Raw genomic sequence first — 21,200 nt, 5'->3', positions numbered from 1 at the left:
GGTGACGCTGGACGTTCGCCGACTCACAGTGGCTCGATCTACGCCCAATCCTAAGCTAGTGAAATACGGAACACGAAATGGCAGACCTAACTCGATTCAATGCACAGCAATTAGCCGAATTCGATCGGGAAGTTCAAGAATTTCGTGCCTGGTATTTGGAAGCGACTCCTGACGATCGATCCGAATTTCGATCGTGGCTCGAAGACTTGGCACCGATTGCGATTCGACAGCCCTCGTCGCTGGCCTTCACACTGCTGTGCCGAGTGAACAACTACCAAACTGACGACGAAGGCAACGAAGTATACAATGGTGTCGTATGGCTAACGCCCAAAGCGATGCTTGGCGCGATTACGGCTTGGGATGCCGGAGACGAGTTCCTACCATCGCACTGGATGGAAACGCTTTGACCCTATATCGGCTCGACTACCGACTGCGGCGAACCATCCGATGCACCCGAGTCGGCGAGCCGGGCGTTTTGACAATGGAAGATTTCTCGCGCCGACCGGGTGATCGGTAACGTTACCGGACTGAATTCGTGCGCAGGCTGCGACAAATGAGCAACCCGCAATCACCGCCGTGAAGATGAACGTTTACGATCCATCACCGAGTGACGTTGCAGCCTGGGTTCAGCTCGGGAAACCGACTCCCTGGCCAGACCAAGACTGGGACATGTACGTCTGCAATGGGCTCAACGATGATCTAATCCTAGCGTACGCCAATGATCCGTCTTGCATTCAACGCGAGTTCTTCGTTCATTGCCTCTATCAACTTGTTGGCGATTTCACTGCATGGAGCACTGGCAACACGGTCCTAGCTGCACGGATCGAGGAGCTGCTCGCAAATGTCGACGCGAAGAGTCACGAAGATGTTCGCAAATGGCGTGATGAAACGATTGCACTCCGTGGTGGCGAGCTGTCGTTTGACCTAAACTATTGGGTTCATCATCTATACGCCGACCAAATCCCAGACGGCCGGTAACCATCGCATGCAACGGAGCCGGGCTTGCGGGATTTTACAAATGGAACATCAACCTTCCCGGCCCGCTGATGCGTACCGTTCGTCGTATCAAATGCATCGCCTCTTCTGTCTTCTGGTCCTTCTTGCTACTACCGGATGCTTTGAGAACGAAAACACGGACCCCCATGCTGATAAAACTGTGATGTTCTCCGTTCTAAGCAAACCTGAATTCAAAGCGGCATACGAACGCGCATTTACGCCGCTCAATTTCACCTCCGAGCAGGAGAAAGACGACTTCAGGGCTCGATTAGCTGAGGTCCGATCCGCCATTACTGACTCACTCGCAACGAAATGGTCAACACCCAACGACTTCCAAGTATCTGGAGACTTTGACTACTGTTTCCATACCTGCGGTGGTGTCTACAGCAAGCGAATCTTCTGCGAGGAATACGTTTCCACTATCCTTGATTCCCTTGGCAAGGTGGATCCGGGCGGAGAATGGACCTATCACACATCTTGCGAAATCGCTACCAATCACCCGAATCCCAAGACTGCCGGTGATGCGCTCGAAATGCGCGGCGAGATGTTCTTTAGGGATGGGACTTGTTACATTAATGGTGATCGAATGAGACGCGACCATCGCACGCAGCTAGGGTGCCCGGACTGACTGAAAACGACGAACCAGGGGATGCAACGGAGCGGCGGTGGTGCGGTTTCTCGTGAGATCAATGTCAACTCCCGCCGCCCGCTGATCCCAGACGTTCCCCTACTCGTCGAGCGTAAGCTGACGCATCGAACGATGACCCAAGCTGATCGCGAAACGGTAACTTTAGACGATCCACCGAGATCACGCCCAGTTTCGATCACGGTCCTTGCTTGGTTCCTGATTGTTGGCGGTGCACTGTTCTTGCTGATGAAACCGATCACCTGGTCGGAATTCACACTCGAACGAAACCTCTGGAACACGTTCTCGAAGGCCGCTTCACTCGTCTGTGGCATTGGGTTGCTCGGGATGCGCCGTTGGGCCGTTGTCCTATACTTCGGACTGTTCGCATTGAACTGCGTTTTGATCTATACATGGCCGCCGAATGAAATGGTGCTGGTACAATACTCCCGCCCCGGTCCAATCGCAGTAATGATGATTGTTCCGGCAATTGTGGCCGCCATTACTTTGCCGCGTTGGAAGGCAATGCGATGGTGATGGCAGCAACTAACCGACGGGGAACCATGAAATGCACGGGAGGACGGGTGGTTCGTTTTCTCGTCTGCTTGCAAGTCGTTCGCCCGTCCCCCGTGATTTCTACCGTTCGCCGACAAAACCATGAACGCATTGCTGCAACTATCCGCGATTGTCACGCTGACGGTATTCATCGGTTGTTCTAAACCCAACGACAACACACCGGCTGTTGTGCAATCCAGCGTCGCTGATGCCAACTCGATCGAACTAACCGAAGACGATGTTCTCGCCATCGCGAAACGTGAATTGGAGGTGCAGGACACGTGGGCGGATCGCGCGACATTCGAAGTTGAACGCGATGGAAACGAATGGCGTGTCTTTGTACAACGCCATCCTATCGTCCTCGGCGGACATCGATTCATTACGATTGACAATGACGGCAATGTCACGGATTACATGCGTGGACTCTGATAGCTTCCAACGAAATTCGCACCGACTGTGTCCATAAATTAGAACTCAACAGCTATGGTCGACGCAAACTTGCGGCAAACGACGGCGAACCATGAAATGCACGGGAGGACGGGTGGCCCGTTTTCTCGGCTGCTTGCAAGTCTTTCCCCCGTCCCCCGTGATTTCTACCGTTCCCCTGATCAATCACCGCAACATGCGGCCCAACGCGATGAGCCAAGCTGAACACGAAGACGTTACATCAGACATACCATCGGTATCGCGCCCGGTGTCGATCACTATCCTTGCATGGTTCCTCATCATCGGCGGCACCCTATTCCTGCTAATGAAACCGCTCACGTGGTCCGAGTTCACGCTTGAACGGAACCTTTGGAACACGTTTTCAAAGGGCGCTTCCCTCGTCTGTGGAATTGGGCTGCTCGCGATGCGACGTTGGGCTGTTGTCTTGTACTTCGGGCTGTTCGCGCTAAATTGCGTTCTGATTTACACTTGGCCACCGAACGAGACGGTACTTGAACACTATTCTCGCCCTGGTCCCATCGCGATGATGATGATCGTTCCGGTGATCATTGCTGCCATCACCTTTCCACGTTGGAACGCAATGCGATGGTGACGGGAAAACGAAATGCAGGGGAACCATGCGATGCAACGGAGCCGGGCTTGCAGGGTTTCCCGAATGGATAGTCAACTCTCCCGGCCCGCTGATCGCAACCGTTCGCCGACCACAGCAGCACAAACTCAATCCCCATCTCAATTGCCTGTGTCAAACAACCCGTACGACTCGCCGCAGACGGAGCGAGCTAGCGCATCCGGCGATGCCCAAAAGGAGCCGAATCGACCCACATTTGTTTGGATGCTTAAGGTGTACTGCGGGCTCACGATTGCTGTTGCCGCATGTGCGATTGGCGTAGTCGCAATGGGCGGCGATGGCCCTGCGACCGGTAGTTGGTTATACGATCTACTTGCTTCACTGATACTTGGCACAATGGTGTCACTGCTCTTAGAACCGTTAGTGCTACTTGCTTGGACATTTCGCTATCGATCCCGCACTTAGCTGGTGGGACCTCATGCCGTCGTCCAGCGCGATGGAGGTTGCTCGCGACTATGCGCCGCCAATACAATACACTTGGTTGCCCTAACGCCGCTGCGAATTGCGGCGAACCATGCGATTCAACGGAGCCGGGCTTGCATGGTTTTACAAATAGAAAGTCAAATTTCCCGGCCCGCTGATCGCCGCCGTTATCGCAACTAGAAGGTGCGCTGGAGCAGTATTGCGATGACATCGGGCGGCGTGTGATGCTCGCAACCCTTGGTCAGCACAATGACGGATGCGTCACCGGCGGGGCCGAAGGCCAGGCGGGCGATGCGTTCGGATTGGTGTGCTGACGCCCATGCTCGAACAGGTGCGCTGATGTGCTGACTCGAATAGGTGCGCAGACGACTCAGACCGAGATTGATGCTCGCGTCGTTGCGCGGTATGGTTGTGCTCGAAATAGGATGCCGTCTGGTGACGCTTGCCGAATGGACGCTACTGGCGATAACCATGCCGTGCAACGGAGCACGGCATGAGGCGATTAGACATGGAAACCACAAGGGCCGTGCCCGCTGACGGCCACCGTTATCCGATCGAAGAAATCGTATGGAACCACTGCCCTGCATCATTGGCCTAGACGCCGACGAACTTGCCGACATCAAACAGCGGTACGGTGGTCCAATGGTGTGCCACGAGCTATTACCGCAAATGATGGTTCGCGATCGCCAACTCTTTGTCCAATCCGCAAGTGGCGCTCGGCTCCTTCCGATTTCGCGAATGGTTTTTCACGGCATCTTCGCTGACGATCACGACTTCATCACTGGGCTAGCTATCTGGGCCGGTAAATGCCTGCCGAACGCTGCGGCGATGATGGACTGTCGGCTCAAATTGCCATGCTTGGCCCGTGCATTGCGTTTTACGTCATTCGCTGATCCTCCGCGTGGATACTCATCACCTGGCCTTGACTACATTGCCAGCGGGCCGTCCGTCGCAAAATGGGGCAACTGGCACTGTGGCGAGAACAAAGAACGGTTTGACCATTCGATGGTGACCGACAATGCCTCCATTGTCGAACCATTTATTTCTGGCGAGGCCATTCGTGTCGTTGTCATTGGGGACCGTGCGTGGCAGATTCGCCTCGAGGGTGACGACTGGCTAAAATCTATTCACCACGACACCGCTTCTTTGATTGATCTCGATTCCGCTTTAGTTACTGATACGCGTGCTGTTGCACGCGGATTCGGGCTTGAGATCGCTGCAAACGACTACATCGTTGACACCAATGGCGTCCCCCATTTGCTTGAGGTCAATCATATTCCGAACGTCACACGGTTTCCCGAGATTTGGGATGGCTACTCGACGTTTGTGCTCGACTGGCTGACGGAAGACTGCGGATAACCATGCCGTGCACCGGAGCGGCGTCAACGCGTTTTTTGATGGTTAGTTTTTCTCTCGCCGCCCGGTGACGGCGGCCGTTACCCGACTGAAATCACCTCGGCCTCTTCCGCACTTCATCGAAAACCGCAAAGCGGTTTAGCACCTATGGCAGTCATTACCACGCTTGGATTTGCCGGACGCACTGAAGAGGCGCTCGCATTTTACCGAGAGGCACTCGACGCAGAGACCGTGTTTCTGATGCGGTTCCGCGATTGTCCCGACCAATCGCACGCAGAACCTGGAATGGAAGACTTAATTTTTCACGCTACTTTTCGGATTGATGGCAGTGACTTCATGGCAAGCGATGTCGGGTTCAACGATATTGAGACCCCGCCTGAATTCGCAGGCTTTTCTCTCCTGTTGCGATTCGATTCAACAGAACGGGCGAAACGTGCGTTTGCGTGCCTCGCTGACCGTGGAACTATTGTCATTCCGTTTGAAAAATCTGCATTCACCGACTGGTATGGTATCGTGGTTGATCGCTTCGGCGTTTCGTGGAAATTCAACGTGCAACAAGACGGCGGGTAACCATCGCATGCAACGGAGCCGGCGGTCGGGCCGGTTTTGAAATCAACGCGTCTCGCGCCGGCCCGTTGATGCGTAGCGTTATCCGACTGGGCGCGTGACATTGCGCGGTCATTGTTAACGCACGATCAATGCTCGGCGTTTGTACGTCGATCTTCGGACAACAACAAACTCCCTGGCAACCATAACCTGTCGCAATACGTCAACACTGGCCTTCGTTCGGAACGTCACCGCCTGGGCCGAAGGCAACGCAACCACCACATGATGGAAAACTGGCTCTCACTACACACTTCCAATGTCTAACTCCTGTCGCAACTGGTTCTTCATACTGGTCGTTACCTTTATTGCCGGTTCAATCGCAATGAACATGATGCCGCCTGGTTTCGATCGCCATTTTCGTGGTATCCTTATTGGTGCTTTGGTCTCTTGTGTCACGTTCGCTGCAGCGGTACTTTCGTTTGTCGCATTGATTGGCTGGGCCGTTGCGTCGCGGAGAAACCACGACGAGAACAAACGCGCAGCACCGCCCCCGAACAGCCCAGACGGCGGATAACCAAGACATGCACCGGAGTGGCGGTGGTTACATCTTTCGTCTGCTTGCACGTCGTTCGCCGCCACCCGGTGATGTCAACCGTTATCGGTACTAAACCTTGGAGTTGTGACGCGACGTTCGTGACATCGATCGTGAACCGAATGTGTCGCAACCTTACCGGACCGAATCGCTTCACGAAACGTTCGGTGAATTGATCGAACACACGCCGTGCTCGACATGCCCGCGTGATGCATCGCGACCAACAACAATGTCGGACACTCCGACGACGATCGACTCTCTTTCGGAAGCGTTGCAATTTGCTTGCTGGACGACTCAACGCCCGATATGCTGACCTCGAAGTCACGCGGACTTCCTCACCGATTCAACGCTCGTTCCGGACGACCGATAACAATGTCGTGCACACGGAGCACGGCTTGCACGTTTTCACAAGTGGAAAGTTGTCTCTCCGTGCCCGGTGACGACCGACGTTATCGGACTGACTCCTCAGCTGCTCCGCGTGTTTGCTTGCACAAACGAGTGCTGCAACGCTTGGTTTTTGGTGCGTCTTTCGGCTCTTGCGTTAGTTGCTCGCCGATTCAAACGCCTTAATCCTCCGTTGGCGATTGCCACACCCCACGCCGCTCGCAACCCTCGATGTTGCTCGCTGTTGTCGTTTGCTGATCCAACGACGACGTTTTCCATTCTTCGTTTAACGTCTGCAAGCACCGTCGGATGACAATGCACGTTTACTTGCCGACCCGGTCAACGCCAAATTGCTTGCCGCCCGAACCAATGCCCGTTAAGCTGTGGCAGCGTTGTTGCCACTTCCCGATGTTCGATCAACGCCCGTCCATAAATGCCGATAACCATGCCATGCACCGGAGTGGCGGTGGTCACGTTTTTTTGAGATCGCGTCAACCGCCGCCACCCGGTGATGGCCACCGTTATCGAAGTTGTTGCCTTAGTGCAGCAACCGTTAACTTCAAACTAATTATGGCCCCTTCCGGTGTCGATCCCTGCCCGTGACAGTTGGCAAACTCTCCGCCAAGCAAAGTCGTGTGGTAAAGACCTGTCCACAGGCTTTTGTAAAGATGAAACTTCATTTTCAACCTTCGATAACCATGCGGTGAACCGAAGTCGCCGGTCCACCTGTTTAAAATGTATGAGTCTCTTAGCGGCGACTCGGTTACCGCTGACGTTATCGCACTGAACTGGAACACACGATTGTTTTGAACGAACGTTTGCTTCGGTCACGCGGATTTGTTTTTTGCTGCGAACCGTAACTTAACTGCTCGCCGCTTGATTGACTGGAATGCAATTCCTCCGACACAATTGATTCACTTTGGTCACGTTGATCGTCGCGAAAACAACATTTCGTCCTCGGGGCAATCTGTCACCGACATGGCCGAAGGCTAAACGAACAACTGACCTGGCCGCACAGGCAACCGTCACTGCAACCCAATCCGTCGCCAACCCAACACTTACATTTGCGCCGCGGTCGTGTTGATTGCACGCGGCAAAACAGCACGACATCGGTTCGGCAATTCGCTTGATGCGCGGTCAGCAGCGCGGTAAGATGTGCTCGTCGGTGACCGCACGTTTGTGGTCACGTTCTCGCCGCTGCAAATTTGGCGATAACCACGCCATGCACACGGAGCACGGCTTGCGAGTTTTTACAAATGGATGCCAAACTCTCCGTGCCCGGTGATGGCAACCGTTATCGGACTGACTCCTCAGCTGCTCCGCGTGTTTGCTTGCACAAACGAGTGCTGCAACGCTTGGTTTTTGGTGCGTCTTTCGGCTCTTGCGTTAGTTGCTCGCCGATTCAAACGCCTTAATCCTCCGTTGGCGATTGCCACACCCCACGCCGCTCGCAACCCTCGATGTTGCTCGCTGTTGTCGTTTGCTGATCCAACGACGACGTTTTCCATTCTTCGTTTAACGTCTGCAAGCACCGTCGGATGACAATGCACGTTTACTTGCCGACCCGGTCAACGCCAAATTGCTTGCCGCCCGAACCAATGCCCGTTAAGCTGTGGCAGCGTTGTTGCCACTTCCCGATGTTCGATCAACGCCCGTCCATAAATGCCGATAACCATGCCATGCACCGGAGTGGCGGTGGTCACGTTTTTTTGAGATCGCGTCAACCGCCGCCACCCGGTGATGGCCACCGTTCGCCAATCAAAAGAGTGACACACAATGCAATACCACAACGGCACGTCTGAACAGCTGGTCCTCGATGCCGAAGCCGTAACCATTGGCATTAAAGGCGACAATGTTGAAATGTGCCGCAACTGCAAAATCTTGCGCAACGATGCTGGAAACTTAGTTGTCGACGTTATCCCTCGACTGAACGCAAAATACACCGCCGCGATCCCCGACGATGCCATGGTTTCGCAGGCTGCAGACGGCGAGATTGCGGTATTCATTGAACCGACCGATCCTGCGGCTCAACTGATTCGTCAGCTTTGGCACGACCAAGAACGCCTGATTCGCGAATCCAACTAACTGGCACTGCAAACCGCCTTGACACTGTCTCGCTTGAAACAACGACACGATTGGCGATCAATTCACAATCATCCATCTGGGAACTCCGTGAAGGTAAAGATGGCGAACCATCCGATGCACCCGAGTCGCCGAGCCGGGCGTTTTCAAATTGAAGATCAACCCCGGCGACCGGGTGATCGGTAACGTTCCGTCAGTCTTTCTTGATTTTCAACTTTCAGATGTCCCTCTTTGTCTACCAACTCGCCATGAACCTATCTGCCTCGAATTTTTGCGTCTCCGCTTTCTTTTGTCTGCTTTCACTAGGCGTACACAACGTCGGAAGTGCTGCAATCGTTTTCACGATGCAAGAGTTTGGGGGAGGCGTCGTGCTCACGGGCACTGGAAGTGTCGATTTAAATGGCAGCGGGTTTATTTTAAGCGAAGTCGCGAACCAACTCGCCTCTGTTGAGCCTGATTTTGGAATTGGAGTGGGCTACGACGTAGGGACGCCGTTGGACTTATATTTTTCTCCTACGCCTTTGGGAAACACAAATCCACTGACTATAGGTCCTGGAGTAGCTGAACTGTCTGCTACTTCATCAAGCGGCGACGGGATCTTCATTCAATTTAACGACGATCCAGCTGGATTTTTCGTTTTTGCTTTGCCTGCAGGTTACATATCGAATAGTCCAATCTCTGGGACGGCGACATTCACTGGACACTCACTTTCATCACTTGGAGTCATTCCCGGCACATACCGCTGGGACTGGGACTCAGATTTTGCAACACTGACTGCCACGTCTGTTCCAGAGCCATCTGGTACTGTCTTTCTAGGGTCATTTGCCATTCTCGCGTGGATCGCTGTTACAAGACGGAACCATCGCATTCAACGGAGGACGGGTGGTCAGTTTTCTCGTCTGCTTGCAAGTCGTTCGCCCGTCCCCGCTGATGCGTAACGTTCTGTGACTGAATGATGGCCATATCCAAACACGCTTCTGTCACCGACAAACCATGTACCTGCGATTTACTGCAAAGAACCGCAAACGATCCGTCTTACCCCATCGTCTTTGACACGGACACGAACGAATACCATTTCACCTGGAACGATGGCGCGCTACTCGTCATCCGTCATTGCCCTTTTTGCGGGGGAGCTGCACCCGAATCGAAACGCGATCTTCTATTTGCGCAGATTCCCGGTCCTGAAGAATCTCGTCTCGCAAAACTGCTAGAGGGCGTGACGACAATGGACGACGCCATCAATCGCTTTGGCAAACCTGATTACGATAGAACATCAACATCGTGCCGCGACGAAACTGAAGATGCAGGTCCACGTATCGCACACCATCGGCTTATTCAATACCATGAACTTTCTGATGTCGCCGAGATATGGATTACCGAACGAACTGATGGCAGTGTCCACTGGGAACTGCATGGTAAGTATGTTGGTCTGAACGCACGGTAGACCCAGTACAAGAAGCACAGAACCAAGGCATGAACACGGAGCGACCGATCGTGTTCTTTGGTAGTTAGAAACCGGATTGCGGTCGCCCGGTTATGCCGACCGTTCCCCGAAACAAGTTTGATGCTGACACTGCAACGTGCCGTCGAACAGATCAACGCGACACTTCCCGTTGACGAACGATGGACCGCCGACGATTTCTGCCGAATTATTTCGAGTGCACACGAAATCAATCGCCATCTCTATCTTCCCGACGAACCACGGATCGTTAAACGCGCGGTACCACTCGATGGTGACACGCCAATTCACGGTGACTACCTCGCAATCGTCTGGTGGGCGCACTGGCCGAGCCTCATCATCGAGTCATATGCCGACGAATACAATCTTGCGGAACGCGCTGAAACCTGCACGCGATCGTTTGACAGAACCTGGTTGTTCGTCAACGGACGATTGCGCGATTCCAAGTTCGTGGACTCTGATTCCGTGCCGGGATACAATGTCCACTCAACCGTCTGTGGATACCTCTTCGCTATTCAAGACGACGGGGAACCATGAAATGCACGGGAGAACGGGTGGTTCGTTTTCTCGTCTGCTTGCAAGTCGTTCGCCCGTTCCCCGTGATTTCTACCGTTCCCCGACACAAATGAGGCTCCCCACTGGACGCGGTGTTCGCAACTCTGACGCTACTATTTCCGCCGATACTTGCAATCGTCAGTCGCAGCAGGGGTCGCGAGATTTTATACGGAGCGGTCGCTGTTTGGGCTCTCATGGTTGCGGGCGCTCAATACAACCTTGCGACTGATCCGGAATACAACAGCCTTGCGCCGGGCATATCAATTGTGGTCGGTTGGCTCCCCGGATTGGTGTATTCGGGACTGTGCGTCTCGATTGTTGCCATTGCTTCTGCGATATTGCATCGAAACACCAACGAGACACCTGAACGATGACTTCACGCGGATGTACTGGCTGTTGTTTCGTGCGTTACAATTGTGCCGTCGTCGATCACTTGGATGACGTCAACGCCCGCCGGAAAAGCGGGGAACCAAACGATGCAACCGAGCGAGGAAGTCGGGCGTTTTGAAGTGGTTGGTCTTCCGTCGCCGCCGGCTGATCGTCAACGTTCGCCGAAAGGAATAATCGTGAGCTTCTTCGGGAAACTCTTTGGTCGCAAGTCAAATGCGGTTACTGATCCAGACAAAGTTCCCGACGCTTTCAAACAAGTCGCTCCGGTGTTTGACGAAATCGGAGCTGAAACGCTTGGATGCTGCCCCGAAAACTGGACGAACGCCGTTCTAACCATTACCTGCGACGGACGAAGGATTGATTACTCCCTCAAGAATCATCGCGGAGAGCAAGGTACTGCCACGATAACGCCTCTACTCGCACAATTGGCCGAAAGACTCTATTCATTGATGGCGTCAAATGGTGACCGCTGGACAAAGGCGGAACTCCGATACGATCAAGATGGAGACTCATGGAAGTTCAAGTCGAACTTCTCGTACGATTGATGGGCTTGCCGTCAACAACACAAATCGGCGAACCATCGCATGCACGGGAGTGGCGGTGGCCAGCGGATTTTCAAATCAACATCAACTCCCGCCACCCCGTGATGCGGGTCGTTATCGGACTGACCCGTCAGATGTTTGACGTGTTCGGTTGCACTTGCGATTACTGCGACGGTCGATTGCAATTTTGTTGTTAGGCATTTGCGTTAGCGGGCTTGCGATACAACCGTCTTGATCCTTCGTTGATGATTTCCACAACGTACGCCGCTCGTAAGCCGAACCTGTGCTTGCCGTTGGCGTTTGCTTTTTGCACCGCAAGGTTTTGGATCCTTCGTTTACGGACAACACCCGATTGCTTGCTGCACGAATCAACGCCCGTTAGACTGTTGCGCCGCGGCTTCCTCTGCCCAACACCCGTTAATAAAATCCGATAACCATTACATGCACCGGAGTGGCGGTGGTCACGTTTTTTCGAAATCGCGACTTTCGCCGCCACCCGGTGATGTCGAGCGTTATCCGACTGACCCTACCTTCAACGATTGGCAACCCAATGCTTCAACGTTACTTTTCTATTGCAACCGCTTCCGCAATCCTTTTGTTCGCAAATGTGCATGCTAATGCGGACCTCGTCTATGATGTCAATTTCGATGGCGTGGATATTGACATAGTCGGCTTTGTTAAAACTGACGGTTTTCTTGATCCGGGTCCGATTAGTTCGCTTGCGTTTAGCAGTCACGTCATTGACTTCTCGCTTTCTGTGACATCGAGCGCAGCGACAACAACCTTTACTTCTTCCAACTCAATATTTGGCAATGCGGCTGGTGGCTCACTTTCCGAAGTGGAGTACTCACTGTCCTCCTCCCAGCTACTTCTTCACGCTGCGCCGGACTTAACATCGAACGGCGGTTTATTTCTTAACCAGAACGTCGTTGGACTCGACGACTTCGTGCAATTCGGATTTGAATCGGATTTTGGATTCGTTGGAAATCCGGTTACATTCCGATTTGCTGGACCTGGCTCCCATGATCGAATTGAGGACGGGGCTGGCTCGCGAGCCGACTTTACCGGTATCGGCTCTCCGCTTGTATTCGGGACTGCTACCGCTGTCCCAGAGCCATCGTCACTCGCGTTTTTTGGATTGGCGACTGCTCTGCTTGGATCATCCCGATTGCGTCGTCGAAAAAACGCTTTTTGCATCCGCGAAAACGGATAACCATCGCGTGAACCGGAGAACGCGAGCTGAGCGGTCTGGTTGTTAGAGACATTTTCGCGCGTTCCCGGTTACGCGTACCGTTCGCCGACTGAAGACATGTCCGCACGAGTACGCAACACGAACGCTTTGGTCGCCTGTTTGCTAATCGCCACGATTGGCTGTGGCCCTAGGACCGAAACCTTCGATAACGCATTGGACGTTCCGAGTGGCTCGGTCGTCGAGGTTCCTGCAATCGCGACACAGATTTCCGTGACCCACCTATCCGGACAGCATCGCGCGACCTTCACTGCTGATCTGCCCGACGTGAAACAATGGGTTAATGACCTTCGAGCCCTCAAACCCGAGCTAAACGCCAACCCGCCTTCTGAGGACTCGCTCGCGGACGCCAATGAATACCTGAAGCCGACCATGATCAATGAGGAACGTGAGGCATTCACGCTGCGGATGGGGTCGCCCAGCGGCTTCACCGAAGACATGCTAAAATTTGTGGTCGTTCAATCTCCACGCGGGGGAGTTACGACCCTTTGGCACGATCCGGATACATCGAGCAACTACCTCTGGGCCGTATACAGGTAGCGGCGAACCATCCCGTGCACCGGAGTCGGGCTTGCGCGTTTTCACGAATTGACACTCAACTTTCCCGACCCGGTGACGGGTGACGTTATCCGCACTATGCTCGGAGGTTGCGGGTTGGTGCTGTTCGATTCGGTTCGGGCACCGCTTTGATGTTTTGCTCTTTGCTTGCGAGTCCGGTCGCGACGCACCGAACGGCCGGCGTGGAGACGCGATTGGCCGTTCGCCAGCCTCAATCGCCGGCCCTTCGAAACGTCGCGACCTCCAAGGCGATGCCAACGTTTCCGTTCCGCATGCGCCTTGCGTTTTCACACGGTTGGACGATTTTGCTCCGCTGCATCCTCCCGGAAACGAACGCAACGTCGGCCTGGAGACTTGTTCGCCGCTTCAACGCTACGCTGTTTTGGCCGACGTTGCGTTCGTTTCCTCACCCGCCCTGACCGATTGTTTGCTTTCTTGACTTTGCCGGAGGTATACTCGTTACCACGGCGTGATCGCCGATCCATGCCCGAAGCGGATCTCCAGGAACACCAGCTACCGGCCCCGCGTCTGACGGGTGAATGATTCAGGTTTTTGAGCGGTGTTTGGCAGCTTGATTTGAGCCTTCGTGTCTCCGGTGCAACGGATTGATCCCTTTTTGCGTCGTCGGCGCGTACCGGTATCGCAGCTTCTTGCATTCATTTGCTTTGAGTCGTGCTAAACCGCTAAGTTCGGTTGGAGGTCGTAGCCCAGTTCGGTCGCTCGACGACGAAGACTAGCTACCAACTTCTCTTGGAATCGACCGTTATACGCGTCCGCTCCAATGTCCTTATACGGTCGGCCGGTTTTGAGCATCGTGTAGACAATGATCGCTAACTTGCGTGCGATCGCCGTGATCGCACTGGCTGCGCCGTCGCGTCCTCGCAGGCGACGACCGAAGGCACCTAAAGCACACTTGGACTGGATCAACGTCTGGGCGCAAACGCGAAGCGTTTGTGCCACTCGATTGCTGCTGCGATGTGTCGGGCTCTTCCCCTTCTTCTGCTTTTTACCGCCCGACTTGTTGGCCTCGGGGCAAAGGCTCAGCCAACTCACGAAATGCTTTTCGGTGGGGAATGCGTCTACCGTGATGCCGATCTCCGAGACAATTTGAAGTGCGGAGTGCGCACCGATCCCGTCAATGCTAGTCAGGTCCACACCCAGCATCTCGTAAAGCATCGTTCGCGTATCGAACTTCGGTTCGTTGGTTGTCTTGCTGCGTTGTTTGGCTCGCGGTGGTTTGGCGAGCGGCTTGCCACCGGACTGATCATCAAACTGCCGTAGGTAAGCTTCGATCTGATTGTCGACCTCGACAATCTTCTGGTGATAGTAACGATACAAGTCCATGGCCTGACGCAATGAGAACAAGTGCTCGTCTCGCCAGTTGCCTTGCAGCGCTAAGGCAATCGTTGCCTCGTCGTTCTTGCACTTTTCGTTCCGCAGCTTGGCAAGCTGATGCGGATCACGCTCGCCAGCCAGGATGGCGTCGATGATCGCCATACCCGTCGCGCCAAGGATGTCGCTAATCACTTCGGTGAGTTTGAGGTTCATCTGCTCCATCGCTTTTTGCATATGTTGGATATGCTGGGCCGCACTCTTGACGAGCATCTCGCGTTGTCGCATGTACGCTCGCAAGACGATGATCTGATCTTCTGGCCGGAACGATCCGGTGAGCAGACCGAATGTGTGCAGCGTCTGGATCCATTGACAGTCCAGCACGTCGGTTTTGCGGCGAAACTTCTTGATCTGACTCGGCTCGACCAGAATCACGGTAAAGCCACGACGCTCAAGCACCTCAAACAGTGGAATCCAATAGACACCGGTAGACTCCATCGCAACGGTTTCGATGCGGCACTCGCTGAGCCAATCAGCGATCGCATCAAGGTCGGCGGTGAAGGCTCCAAAGCTGCGAACCGGATGCTCCGCGTCACGATCTTTCGGCACCGCAACGAAGTGGACATTCGCTGCGATGTCGATTCCCGCCGCGTTGGCGTTGACTTGTTTGAGCGATTCGATCGGTGGCGGTGCGTTGTCGACGGGCAGCCCACCGCGCCGCGTCGTGCGTGGTTTCGCCGAAGCGTTGCGAACTTCGAGCGGTTTCTTATTACCACTGACGCCTTGCTTGTTTTTGCGTTTCTTGCGTGACACAATGGAAGCTCCTGAGTGCCAGAGATGAAGGGACTTGGGAAGAAGGGCACGGATCGGGCGTACTCGACATATTGCTGTTTAGGTTCTCCAACGAGGTCTTGTTGAAAAGCGAAGGCCAATCAACGTGCCATCAATGCCAACGTCAAGAGTCAAGCAGGACCAAGATAACCAGCGGGGTAAAACCACCAATCCGCAGACGGTCTCCGCGACCCGATCCGTGCATTTTGATTCTCACAAATCACAACATGACGTGCAACCAAAAACTAAAAACCTGTTCCTCCAAAGCCACCCCGAAGCGCAGCGTTGTAAGTCTGGGCCTGCACAAAAACTGTTCCGCTGACGACCAAAACGCGGGTAACCAAGCCGTGCACCTGAGGACGGCTTGCGCGGTTTAACGAATGGAAAATCAATCGTCCGTCCCAGGTGACGGCAGACGTTATCCCAACTAATGCGCGGAGGTGCCGGCTGATCCTGCTTCGTTGCGGTTCGATCGGCAACGCTCGACTGCCGGGGATGCCGGCCGACTTTTCGTTAAACGCTTGACTCGAAATCACGTCCGAGAACGGTGGTCACCACTGCCCAACGCGGATTCAATGCAATGGGATAACCACGGCATGCACCGGAGTGGCGGTGGTGCGGTTTTCTCGAAATCACGATTTTCGCCGCCACCCGGTGATGCCAACCGTTATCCCAACTAATGCGCGGAGGTGCCGACCGATCTCGCTTCGTAGCGGTTCGATCCGCAGCACCCGACTGCCGGGGATGTCGGCCGACTTTGCTTCAAAGGGTTTTCTCGAAATCACGTCCGCCACGCCGCTCGCATTCCTTGATAGTGTTCACTGTTGTCGTTTGCTGAACCAGCGTGAACGTTTTCGATCCTTCGTTTACCGTCTGCTGGGCCCGTTGGATGCAATGCCCGTTTACTTGCCGACCCGATCAACGCCCAATTGCTTGCCGCCCGAACCAATGCCCGTTAAGCTGTGGCGACGTGGTTGCCACTGCCCAACACTCGGTCAACGCCCGTCCATAAATGCCGATACCCAACACATGCACCGGAGTGGCGGTGGTCACGTTTCTTTGGAATCACGTCAATCGCCGCCACCCGGTGATGTGAAACGTTATCCGACTGAAATGACCATTTGGACTGAAACACAACCGAGCGACTACGTCGACGCGTTTGACGCAGCGATCGGTAGCTGGTGGTACTATCTTACGTTCCTCCTTCCCGGCTTGGTTTACCTGCTTCCCGCTGCCAAGCGGTGGCGGTACATACTTTGGCTTGTCCCCGTCGCGTTCATTGCGTCGTGCTTTGGATACTTGGTGTATTGGCGGTCTATCGACTGGGCCTTCCTAGACTACTACGAACGAACAGGCTACCTTGAAACAGCCGACACCTGGTATGTCTTCATGCCATTCATTCGCGGCATCCCTAACGCATTGGCTGCAACGACTGTTTGCACTATTTCTGCCTGGGCCATTTCCTGTCGTCCGCAGCGGTCGATGCACATGGACCTAGAGCTGCTTGGATGCGATTCTACGTCACCCAATCCAACTTCGTCTAACAATCCATACGAACCGCCCCGCACTATTTCCCCTGACCGCGGAGAACCAAAGGATGCACCGGAGTGGGGCTTGCGGCCGTTTCCTGATGGTTGCTTTTTTCGTCCCCACCCGGTGATCCTAGACGTTATCGGTACTAAACGTTGGACTTGTTGCGACGTGTGTGACGTCGATCATGAATCTTTCGCCGCGTCTCATTCGTGGCTGACGAATCTGGAACCGACACTTTGACCGCACGATGCACGATGCAACTCGACACCGCTCGTGACGACATCGAGACCGGATTGGATCACTGCTGCGGGACCGCGTCGGATTTACTTGCTGGACGACCCAACGCTCGGTATGCTGATTTCGAAGTCACGCGGACTTCCTGAACGATTCAATGCTCGTTCCGGACGACCGATAACAATGTCGTGCACACGGAGCACGGCTTGCGCGATTTCACAAGTGGAAAGTTGTCTCTCCGTGCCCGGTGACGACCGACGTTACCCGAATGACCTCGTGACAACTCCAGATTCGCTAATGGACATCCGCGGCAAGCGTATCGCTGAAATCTGGCAACGCATTGTGTTGGACGAAAACGGGATGGATTACTGGGACAACTTCTTTCGGTTGTGCGACGGATTCACGTTTTCACTTCCATTCGACCAAACCGTAGTGCTAAAGAATTGTGAACTGCCCACAGGCGCTGAACGGTTTGATGACGATCATCTAACTCCGATTTTCGCATCACCCATCACTGACCTCATGTGTCCGGCCGACGCAAGGTTTGCGGATATGGACACTTCTTTCCTTCGACTTGTATCTGGTCTTTGGATTTCGCAGGTCACAGGTTTCTCTGCCGGTGCATGCGCGACGGGTGTTTTTCACGGATTCGATGACCCGTGGCACGACGGTGATGAACCCTGTCCACTTGTCTCGTACTTCAAACATGACGGGTAACCATCGCATGCAACGGAGCCGGGCTTGCGAGTTTTCACGAATGGGCACTCAAACTTCCCGGCCCGCTGATGCGTACCGTTATCCGACATCCTTGTCGGTTAGCGGCGCGATTCAGCGGATTCGTAGTTGCTACGGTCCACTGATTCGCAACCTCGTTGGACTTGATATCGCCAATGAGGGCGTAGCGTTGCGCTACGCGAATGTTAGACTTACGTGGACCGTTCGCAAGGGCGGTGCTTGTAAGTTCCCTTCACGGTGCGACCTTCGGGTCGGAGTTTCGGTTGTCCAAATGCTCACCGTCGCAGGCTTCGCACCGGAGGAGCCCGCAACAGCTGCGAGCGGATAACCAACGATTGCAGCGGAGTTCGCGGCCGACGGTTCACGTCATGGAGACGTGGCGGGCGCGAACCCGCTGAATCGCGCCGTTATCCGATCTAAGGGAAACGCTTGCTCAACACGACATCATCACTGTAATGTTGCGACTAATCGTCATCGCAGGGACATTCCTAATTGCGGCAATTATTCTTGCCACTGCAATTCCAGCGTTCTTCAACGCGGCATGGCTTGCTGCGTTCGGTACCGAAACGACGGGAACCGTGATATCCCATCAAGCCCGTGCAGGGGGCAGCACAAAGCGGACGCCAATGCTCTATCCTGTCGTTGAGTTTTCCTACCTTGGCGAAACCGTGCGTTTCACCGAGGAGAAGGGGCAAGAAGGCAAGGCTGGACGGTTGGCGGGCAACGTCCCTGTCTATTTCAACGCGGACAACCCCGCGACAGCCTCGGTCAGCACGTTCATTTACTTGTGGTACGACCCGCTTGTCCGTATATTGATTTCGTCGCTGTTTTTCGGGATGGGTGCTTGGATGTTACGTTCTTCCCGCTCTGCGACCGAAACTTCACGACATGTTCGCGGATCTCCAGGAACACCACCCACTTCCCACCCGTGAGCGGGGCAAATTGCGTTAAGATGGGAAGCTTGCGGCAGCGGGCGAATGTTCCTCCACTGCCACCCCGAAGCGCAGCGTTGTAAGTCTGATAACCATTGCGTGCACCGGAGTCGGGCTTGCAGCCGTTTCCAAATAGAACATGCAATCGTCCCGACCCGGTGACGCTGGACGTTATCCCAACTAATGCGCGGAGGTGCCGACCGATCTCGCTTCGTAGCGGTGCGATCGGCAACGTTCGACTGCCGGGGATGCCGGCCGACCTTGGTTCAAACGGTTTTCTCGAAATCACGTCCGAACGTGACGTACCGCATCGCCGGAAAATCTCTTGGTCACGCTGATCTATTTTTTCCGGCGATGCGGAACGTCACGTTCTCCAAGTTGCTGCCCACGTTTCCCCATGCCCGAAGCTTGCGGTTCGTCCGGCATTGGAATGGTTTACTCCGCTGCAAGCTGCCGAAACGCGGACACTCTCGCCAATGGCTCCATTTGTCTTCTCCCACCGGGCCTCGCCATTGGCGAGAGAGTCCGCGTTTCGGCTCCCTTCGGTCGCCGTGCCCGACCCGCTGACGGTCGGCAACGCTCGAAACTTGCCGCACGATTCAATGCCCGCTATGCCGTCGAACGGTGGTCACCACTGCCCAACGCTGATTCAATGCTCGATTCAATGCAATGGGATAACCACGGCATGCACCGGAGTGGCGGTGGTGCGGTTTTCTCGAAATCACGACTTTCGCCGCCACCCGGTGATGCCAACCGTTATCGCACTGAATTGGAACGCGCGATTGTTTTGAACGAACGTTTGTTTCGTTCACGCGGTTTTGTTTTTTTGCTGCGAACCGTAACTGAACTGCTCGCCGCAGCTTGCTTGATTGACTGGAATGCAATTCCTCCGGCACAATTGATTCACTTTGGTCACGTTGATCGTCGCGAAAACGACACTTCATCCTCGGGGCAATCCGTCACCGACGTGGCCGAAGGCTAAACGAACAACTGATCTGGCCGCACAGGCAACCGTCACTGCAACCCAATCCGTCGCCAACACAACCATTGCATTTGCGCCGCAGTCGTGTGATTACGCGCGGCAAGACGGCACGACATGGGTTCGGCGATTCGCTTGATGCGCGGTCAGCAGCGCGGTAAGATGGTGACCGCACGTTGGTGGTCACCTTTTCGCCGCTGCAAATTTGGCGATAACCACGCCATGCACACGGAGCACGGCTTGCGAGTTTTTTCAAATGGATGCCAAACTCTCCGTGCCCGGTGATGGCAACCGTTATCCGACTGAAATCCCTTCGCGGCTGTCGCCTTGATTCGCGATGTTGTTCCATCGGTCCTCATGTTCGACGACGGTTGCGCTCAATCGCGTCACCCAGCGGGCCGAAGGCTGCCCGGTCATGCCTGGTTGGTCAACCCGGTGTTCGGTTCTGTCGTACTGTTTGCTCGGTCATTCATGCTCGTGTTGGCGATTCGACGCTTTGCCCTTTGCTTGCACGCCCGGCGGCGACGTACCGTATCGGCGACGATCTTCCTTGGTCACGCATTTTTACTGATCGTCGCCGATACGGAACGTCGCCGCCTCCAGGGTACTTTCAACCATAACTGCGTAGCCAACGCCTGATCGAACGGGCGAACCTGTTGGAGACCTTTTCCCCGCTTCAAACCTTTGCGAGAACGTCAAATTCGCCGACGACGATTGATTTTGTCCCTTCCGGGCCATCATCGTCGGCGAATTTGACGTACTCGCAATCCCTTCGGTATACTGGCGTTGCGACTGACCGCCTCGTAAACCATGCTCGATTGTGGGTGGCGACGTTCCGTCGTTATTTTTCCGCTCGCGCGGCTCGTGCTCGCTGGCCGTCCCCATGCTCACCATACGGCGGTTCGGATCTCCAGGAACACCACCCACTTCCCACCCGTGAGCGGGGCAAATTGCGTTAAGATGGGAAGCTTGCGGCAGCGGGCGAATGTTCCTCCACTGCCACCCCGAAGCGCAGCGTTGTAAGTCTGATAACCATGGGTTGCACCGGAGCCGGGCTTGCGGGCGTTTTCTGATGGTTGACCTTTCCCTCCCGGCCCGGTGAACCCGGACGTTATCCCGACGAAAGCGCGGAGTGCCGACCGGATGCTTGCGATTGGGCTTTGCATCGCCCGAATGCCGGGTGTGCCGACTGGCTTTGATGCAACGGTTGTCTCGAATTGACGTACGAACACGACGT

General features: G+C 54.7%; 21 protein-coding genes. 18 read left to right on the top strand and 3 right to left on the bottom strand.

Annotation, left to right across the window (positions count from 1 at the left end):
- Window positions 1–77 precede the first annotated feature (77 nt).
- From Poly51_RS28280 to Poly51_RS28250, 6 genes are all read left to right on the top strand, one after another.
- On the top strand, window positions 78–407 hold the full coding sequence (locus Poly51_RS28280; RefSeq protein ID WP_146462324.1) for a hypothetical protein: 330 nt from the start codon (window positions 78–80) through the stop codon (window positions 405–407).
- Between the two features lie 169 nt (window positions 408–576).
- On the top strand, window positions 577–978 hold the full coding sequence (locus Poly51_RS28270; RefSeq protein WP_146462322.1) for a hypothetical protein: 402 nt from the start codon (window positions 577–579) through the stop codon (window positions 976–978).
- 40 nt (window positions 979–1,018) lie between these two features.
- Complete coding sequence (locus tag Poly51_RS28265; protein ID WP_146462321.1) at window positions 1,019–1,624, top strand: hypothetical protein; 606 nt, start codon at window positions 1,019–1,021, stop codon at window positions 1,622–1,624.
- A 132-nt stretch (window positions 1,625–1,756) separates the two neighbouring features.
- The gene (locus Poly51_RS28260; protein ID WP_146462320.1) at window positions 1,757–2,158 is read left to right on the top strand and encodes a hypothetical protein; all 402 of its coding nucleotides are present in this window, start codon (window positions 1,757–1,759) and stop codon (window positions 2,156–2,158) included.
- 120 nt (window positions 2,159–2,278) lie between these two features.
- Entirely contained in the window at window positions 2,279–2,605 is a 327-nt protein-coding gene (locus tag Poly51_RS28255) for a hypothetical protein (RefSeq protein WP_146462319.1), read from the top strand.
- Window positions 2,606–2,813: 208 nt separating this feature from the next.
- Window positions 2,814–3,215, top strand: a complete 402-nt coding sequence (locus Poly51_RS28250; RefSeq protein WP_146462318.1) for a hypothetical protein — start codon at window positions 2,814–2,816, stop codon at window positions 3,213–3,215.
- Window positions 3,216–3,850: 635 nt separating this feature from the next.
- On the opposite strand, the gene Poly51_RS28245 is transcribed toward Poly51_RS28250, so the two are convergent.
- Window positions 3,851–4,147, bottom strand: coding sequence for a hypothetical protein (locus Poly51_RS28245; protein WP_146462317.1), 297 nt, complete (start codon window positions 4,145–4,147; stop codon window positions 3,851–3,853).
- A 94-nt stretch (window positions 4,148–4,241) separates the two neighbouring features.
- On the opposite strand from Poly51_RS28245, the gene Poly51_RS28240 reads away from it, so the two are divergent.
- The 8 genes from Poly51_RS28240 to Poly51_RS28205 all read left to right on the top strand — a co-directional run bounded on the left by Poly51_RS28240 (window position 4,242) and on the right by Poly51_RS28205 (window position 13,369).
- Entirely contained in the window at window positions 4,242–5,033 is a 792-nt protein-coding gene (locus Poly51_RS28240) for a hypothetical protein (RefSeq protein WP_146462316.1), read from the top strand.
- A 144-nt stretch (window positions 5,034–5,177) separates the two neighbouring features.
- Window positions 5,178–5,600: a VOC family protein gene (locus tag Poly51_RS28235; RefSeq protein ID WP_146462315.1), complete on the top strand. Its 423-nt coding sequence runs from the start codon at window positions 5,178–5,180 to the stop codon at window positions 5,598–5,600.
- A gap of 2,728 nt (window positions 5,601–8,328) precedes the next feature.
- A complete protein-coding gene (locus Poly51_RS28230) occupies window positions 8,329–8,637 on the top strand; it encodes a hypothetical protein (RefSeq protein ID WP_146462314.1) in 309 nt (102 codons plus the stop codon).
- A 218-nt stretch (window positions 8,638–8,855) separates the two neighbouring features.
- Window positions 8,856–9,572 (top strand): hypothetical protein, encoded by a 717-nt coding sequence (locus tag Poly51_RS28225; protein WP_146462313.1) that lies wholly within the window; start codon window positions 8,856–8,858, stop codon window positions 9,570–9,572.
- 17 nt (window positions 9,573–9,589) lie between these two features.
- Window positions 9,590–10,078 carry a DUF6980 family protein gene (locus Poly51_RS28220; RefSeq protein WP_146462312.1) on the top strand — a complete coding sequence of 163 codons (489 nt, stop codon included), beginning with the start codon at window positions 9,590–9,592 and terminating at the stop codon, window positions 10,076–10,078.
- 120 nt (window positions 10,079–10,198) lie between these two features.
- On the top strand, window positions 10,199–10,630 hold the full coding sequence (locus tag Poly51_RS28215) for a hypothetical protein (protein ID WP_146462311.1): 432 nt from the start codon (window positions 10,199–10,201) through the stop codon (window positions 10,628–10,630).
- Between the two features lie 1,500 nt (window positions 10,631–12,130).
- The gene (locus Poly51_RS28210; RefSeq protein ID WP_186775876.1) at window positions 12,131–12,793 is read left to right on the top strand and encodes a PEP-CTERM sorting domain-containing protein; all 663 of its coding nucleotides are present in this window, start codon (window positions 12,131–12,133) and stop codon (window positions 12,791–12,793) included.
- 96 nt (window positions 12,794–12,889) lie between these two features.
- Window positions 12,890–13,369, top strand: coding sequence for a hypothetical protein (locus Poly51_RS28205; RefSeq protein WP_146462309.1), 480 nt, complete (start codon window positions 12,890–12,892; stop codon window positions 13,367–13,369).
- A gap of 693 nt (window positions 13,370–14,062) precedes the next feature.
- Here the strand turns inward: Poly51_RS28205 and Poly51_RS28200 are convergent.
- Window positions 14,063–15,400 (bottom strand): IS110 family transposase, encoded by a 1,338-nt coding sequence (locus Poly51_RS28200; RefSeq protein WP_146462381.1) that lies wholly within the window; start codon window positions 15,398–15,400, stop codon window positions 14,063–14,065.
- A gap of 1,892 nt (window positions 15,401–17,292) precedes the next feature.
- Here Poly51_RS28200 and Poly51_RS30805 point away from each other — a divergent pair.
- The 4 genes from Poly51_RS30805 (at window position 17,293) to Poly51_RS28185 (ending at window position 19,966) form a co-directional block, all read left to right on the top strand.
- Window positions 17,293–17,466: a hypothetical protein gene (locus Poly51_RS30805; RefSeq protein WP_186775875.1), complete on the top strand. Its 174-nt coding sequence runs from the start codon at window positions 17,293–17,295 to the stop codon at window positions 17,464–17,466.
- A 127-nt stretch (window positions 17,467–17,593) separates the two neighbouring features.
- Window positions 17,594–18,034, top strand: coding sequence for a hypothetical protein (locus Poly51_RS28195; protein WP_146462308.1), 441 nt, complete (start codon window positions 17,594–17,596; stop codon window positions 18,032–18,034).
- Window positions 18,035–18,507: 473 nt separating this feature from the next.
- On the top strand, window positions 18,508–18,984 hold the full coding sequence (locus tag Poly51_RS28190) for a DUF3592 domain-containing protein (RefSeq protein ID WP_146462307.1): 477 nt from the start codon (window positions 18,508–18,510) through the stop codon (window positions 18,982–18,984).
- A 397-nt stretch (window positions 18,985–19,381) separates the two neighbouring features.
- Window positions 19,382–19,966 carry a hypothetical protein gene (locus tag Poly51_RS28185; RefSeq protein ID WP_146462306.1) on the top strand — a complete coding sequence of 195 codons (585 nt, stop codon included), beginning with the start codon at window positions 19,382–19,384 and terminating at the stop codon, window positions 19,964–19,966.
- Between the two features lie 291 nt (window positions 19,967–20,257).
- Here Poly51_RS28185 and Poly51_RS31645 read toward each other — a convergent pair whose 3' ends face one another.
- Window positions 20,258–20,380: a hypothetical protein gene (locus Poly51_RS31645; RefSeq protein ID WP_261344137.1), complete on the bottom strand. Its 123-nt coding sequence runs from the start codon at window positions 20,378–20,380 to the stop codon at window positions 20,258–20,260.
- Window positions 20,381–21,200 lie beyond the last annotated feature (820 nt).

Origin of the sequence: Rubripirellula tenax (assembly GCF_007860125.1) — a bacterium.
GTDB classification, from domain to species: domain Bacteria; phylum Planctomycetota; class Planctomycetia; order Pirellulales; family Pirellulaceae; genus Rubripirellula; species Rubripirellula tenax.
The sequence above is the reverse complement of the archived record's forward strand: the minus strand, read 5'-3'. Positions and strand labels throughout refer to the sequence as shown.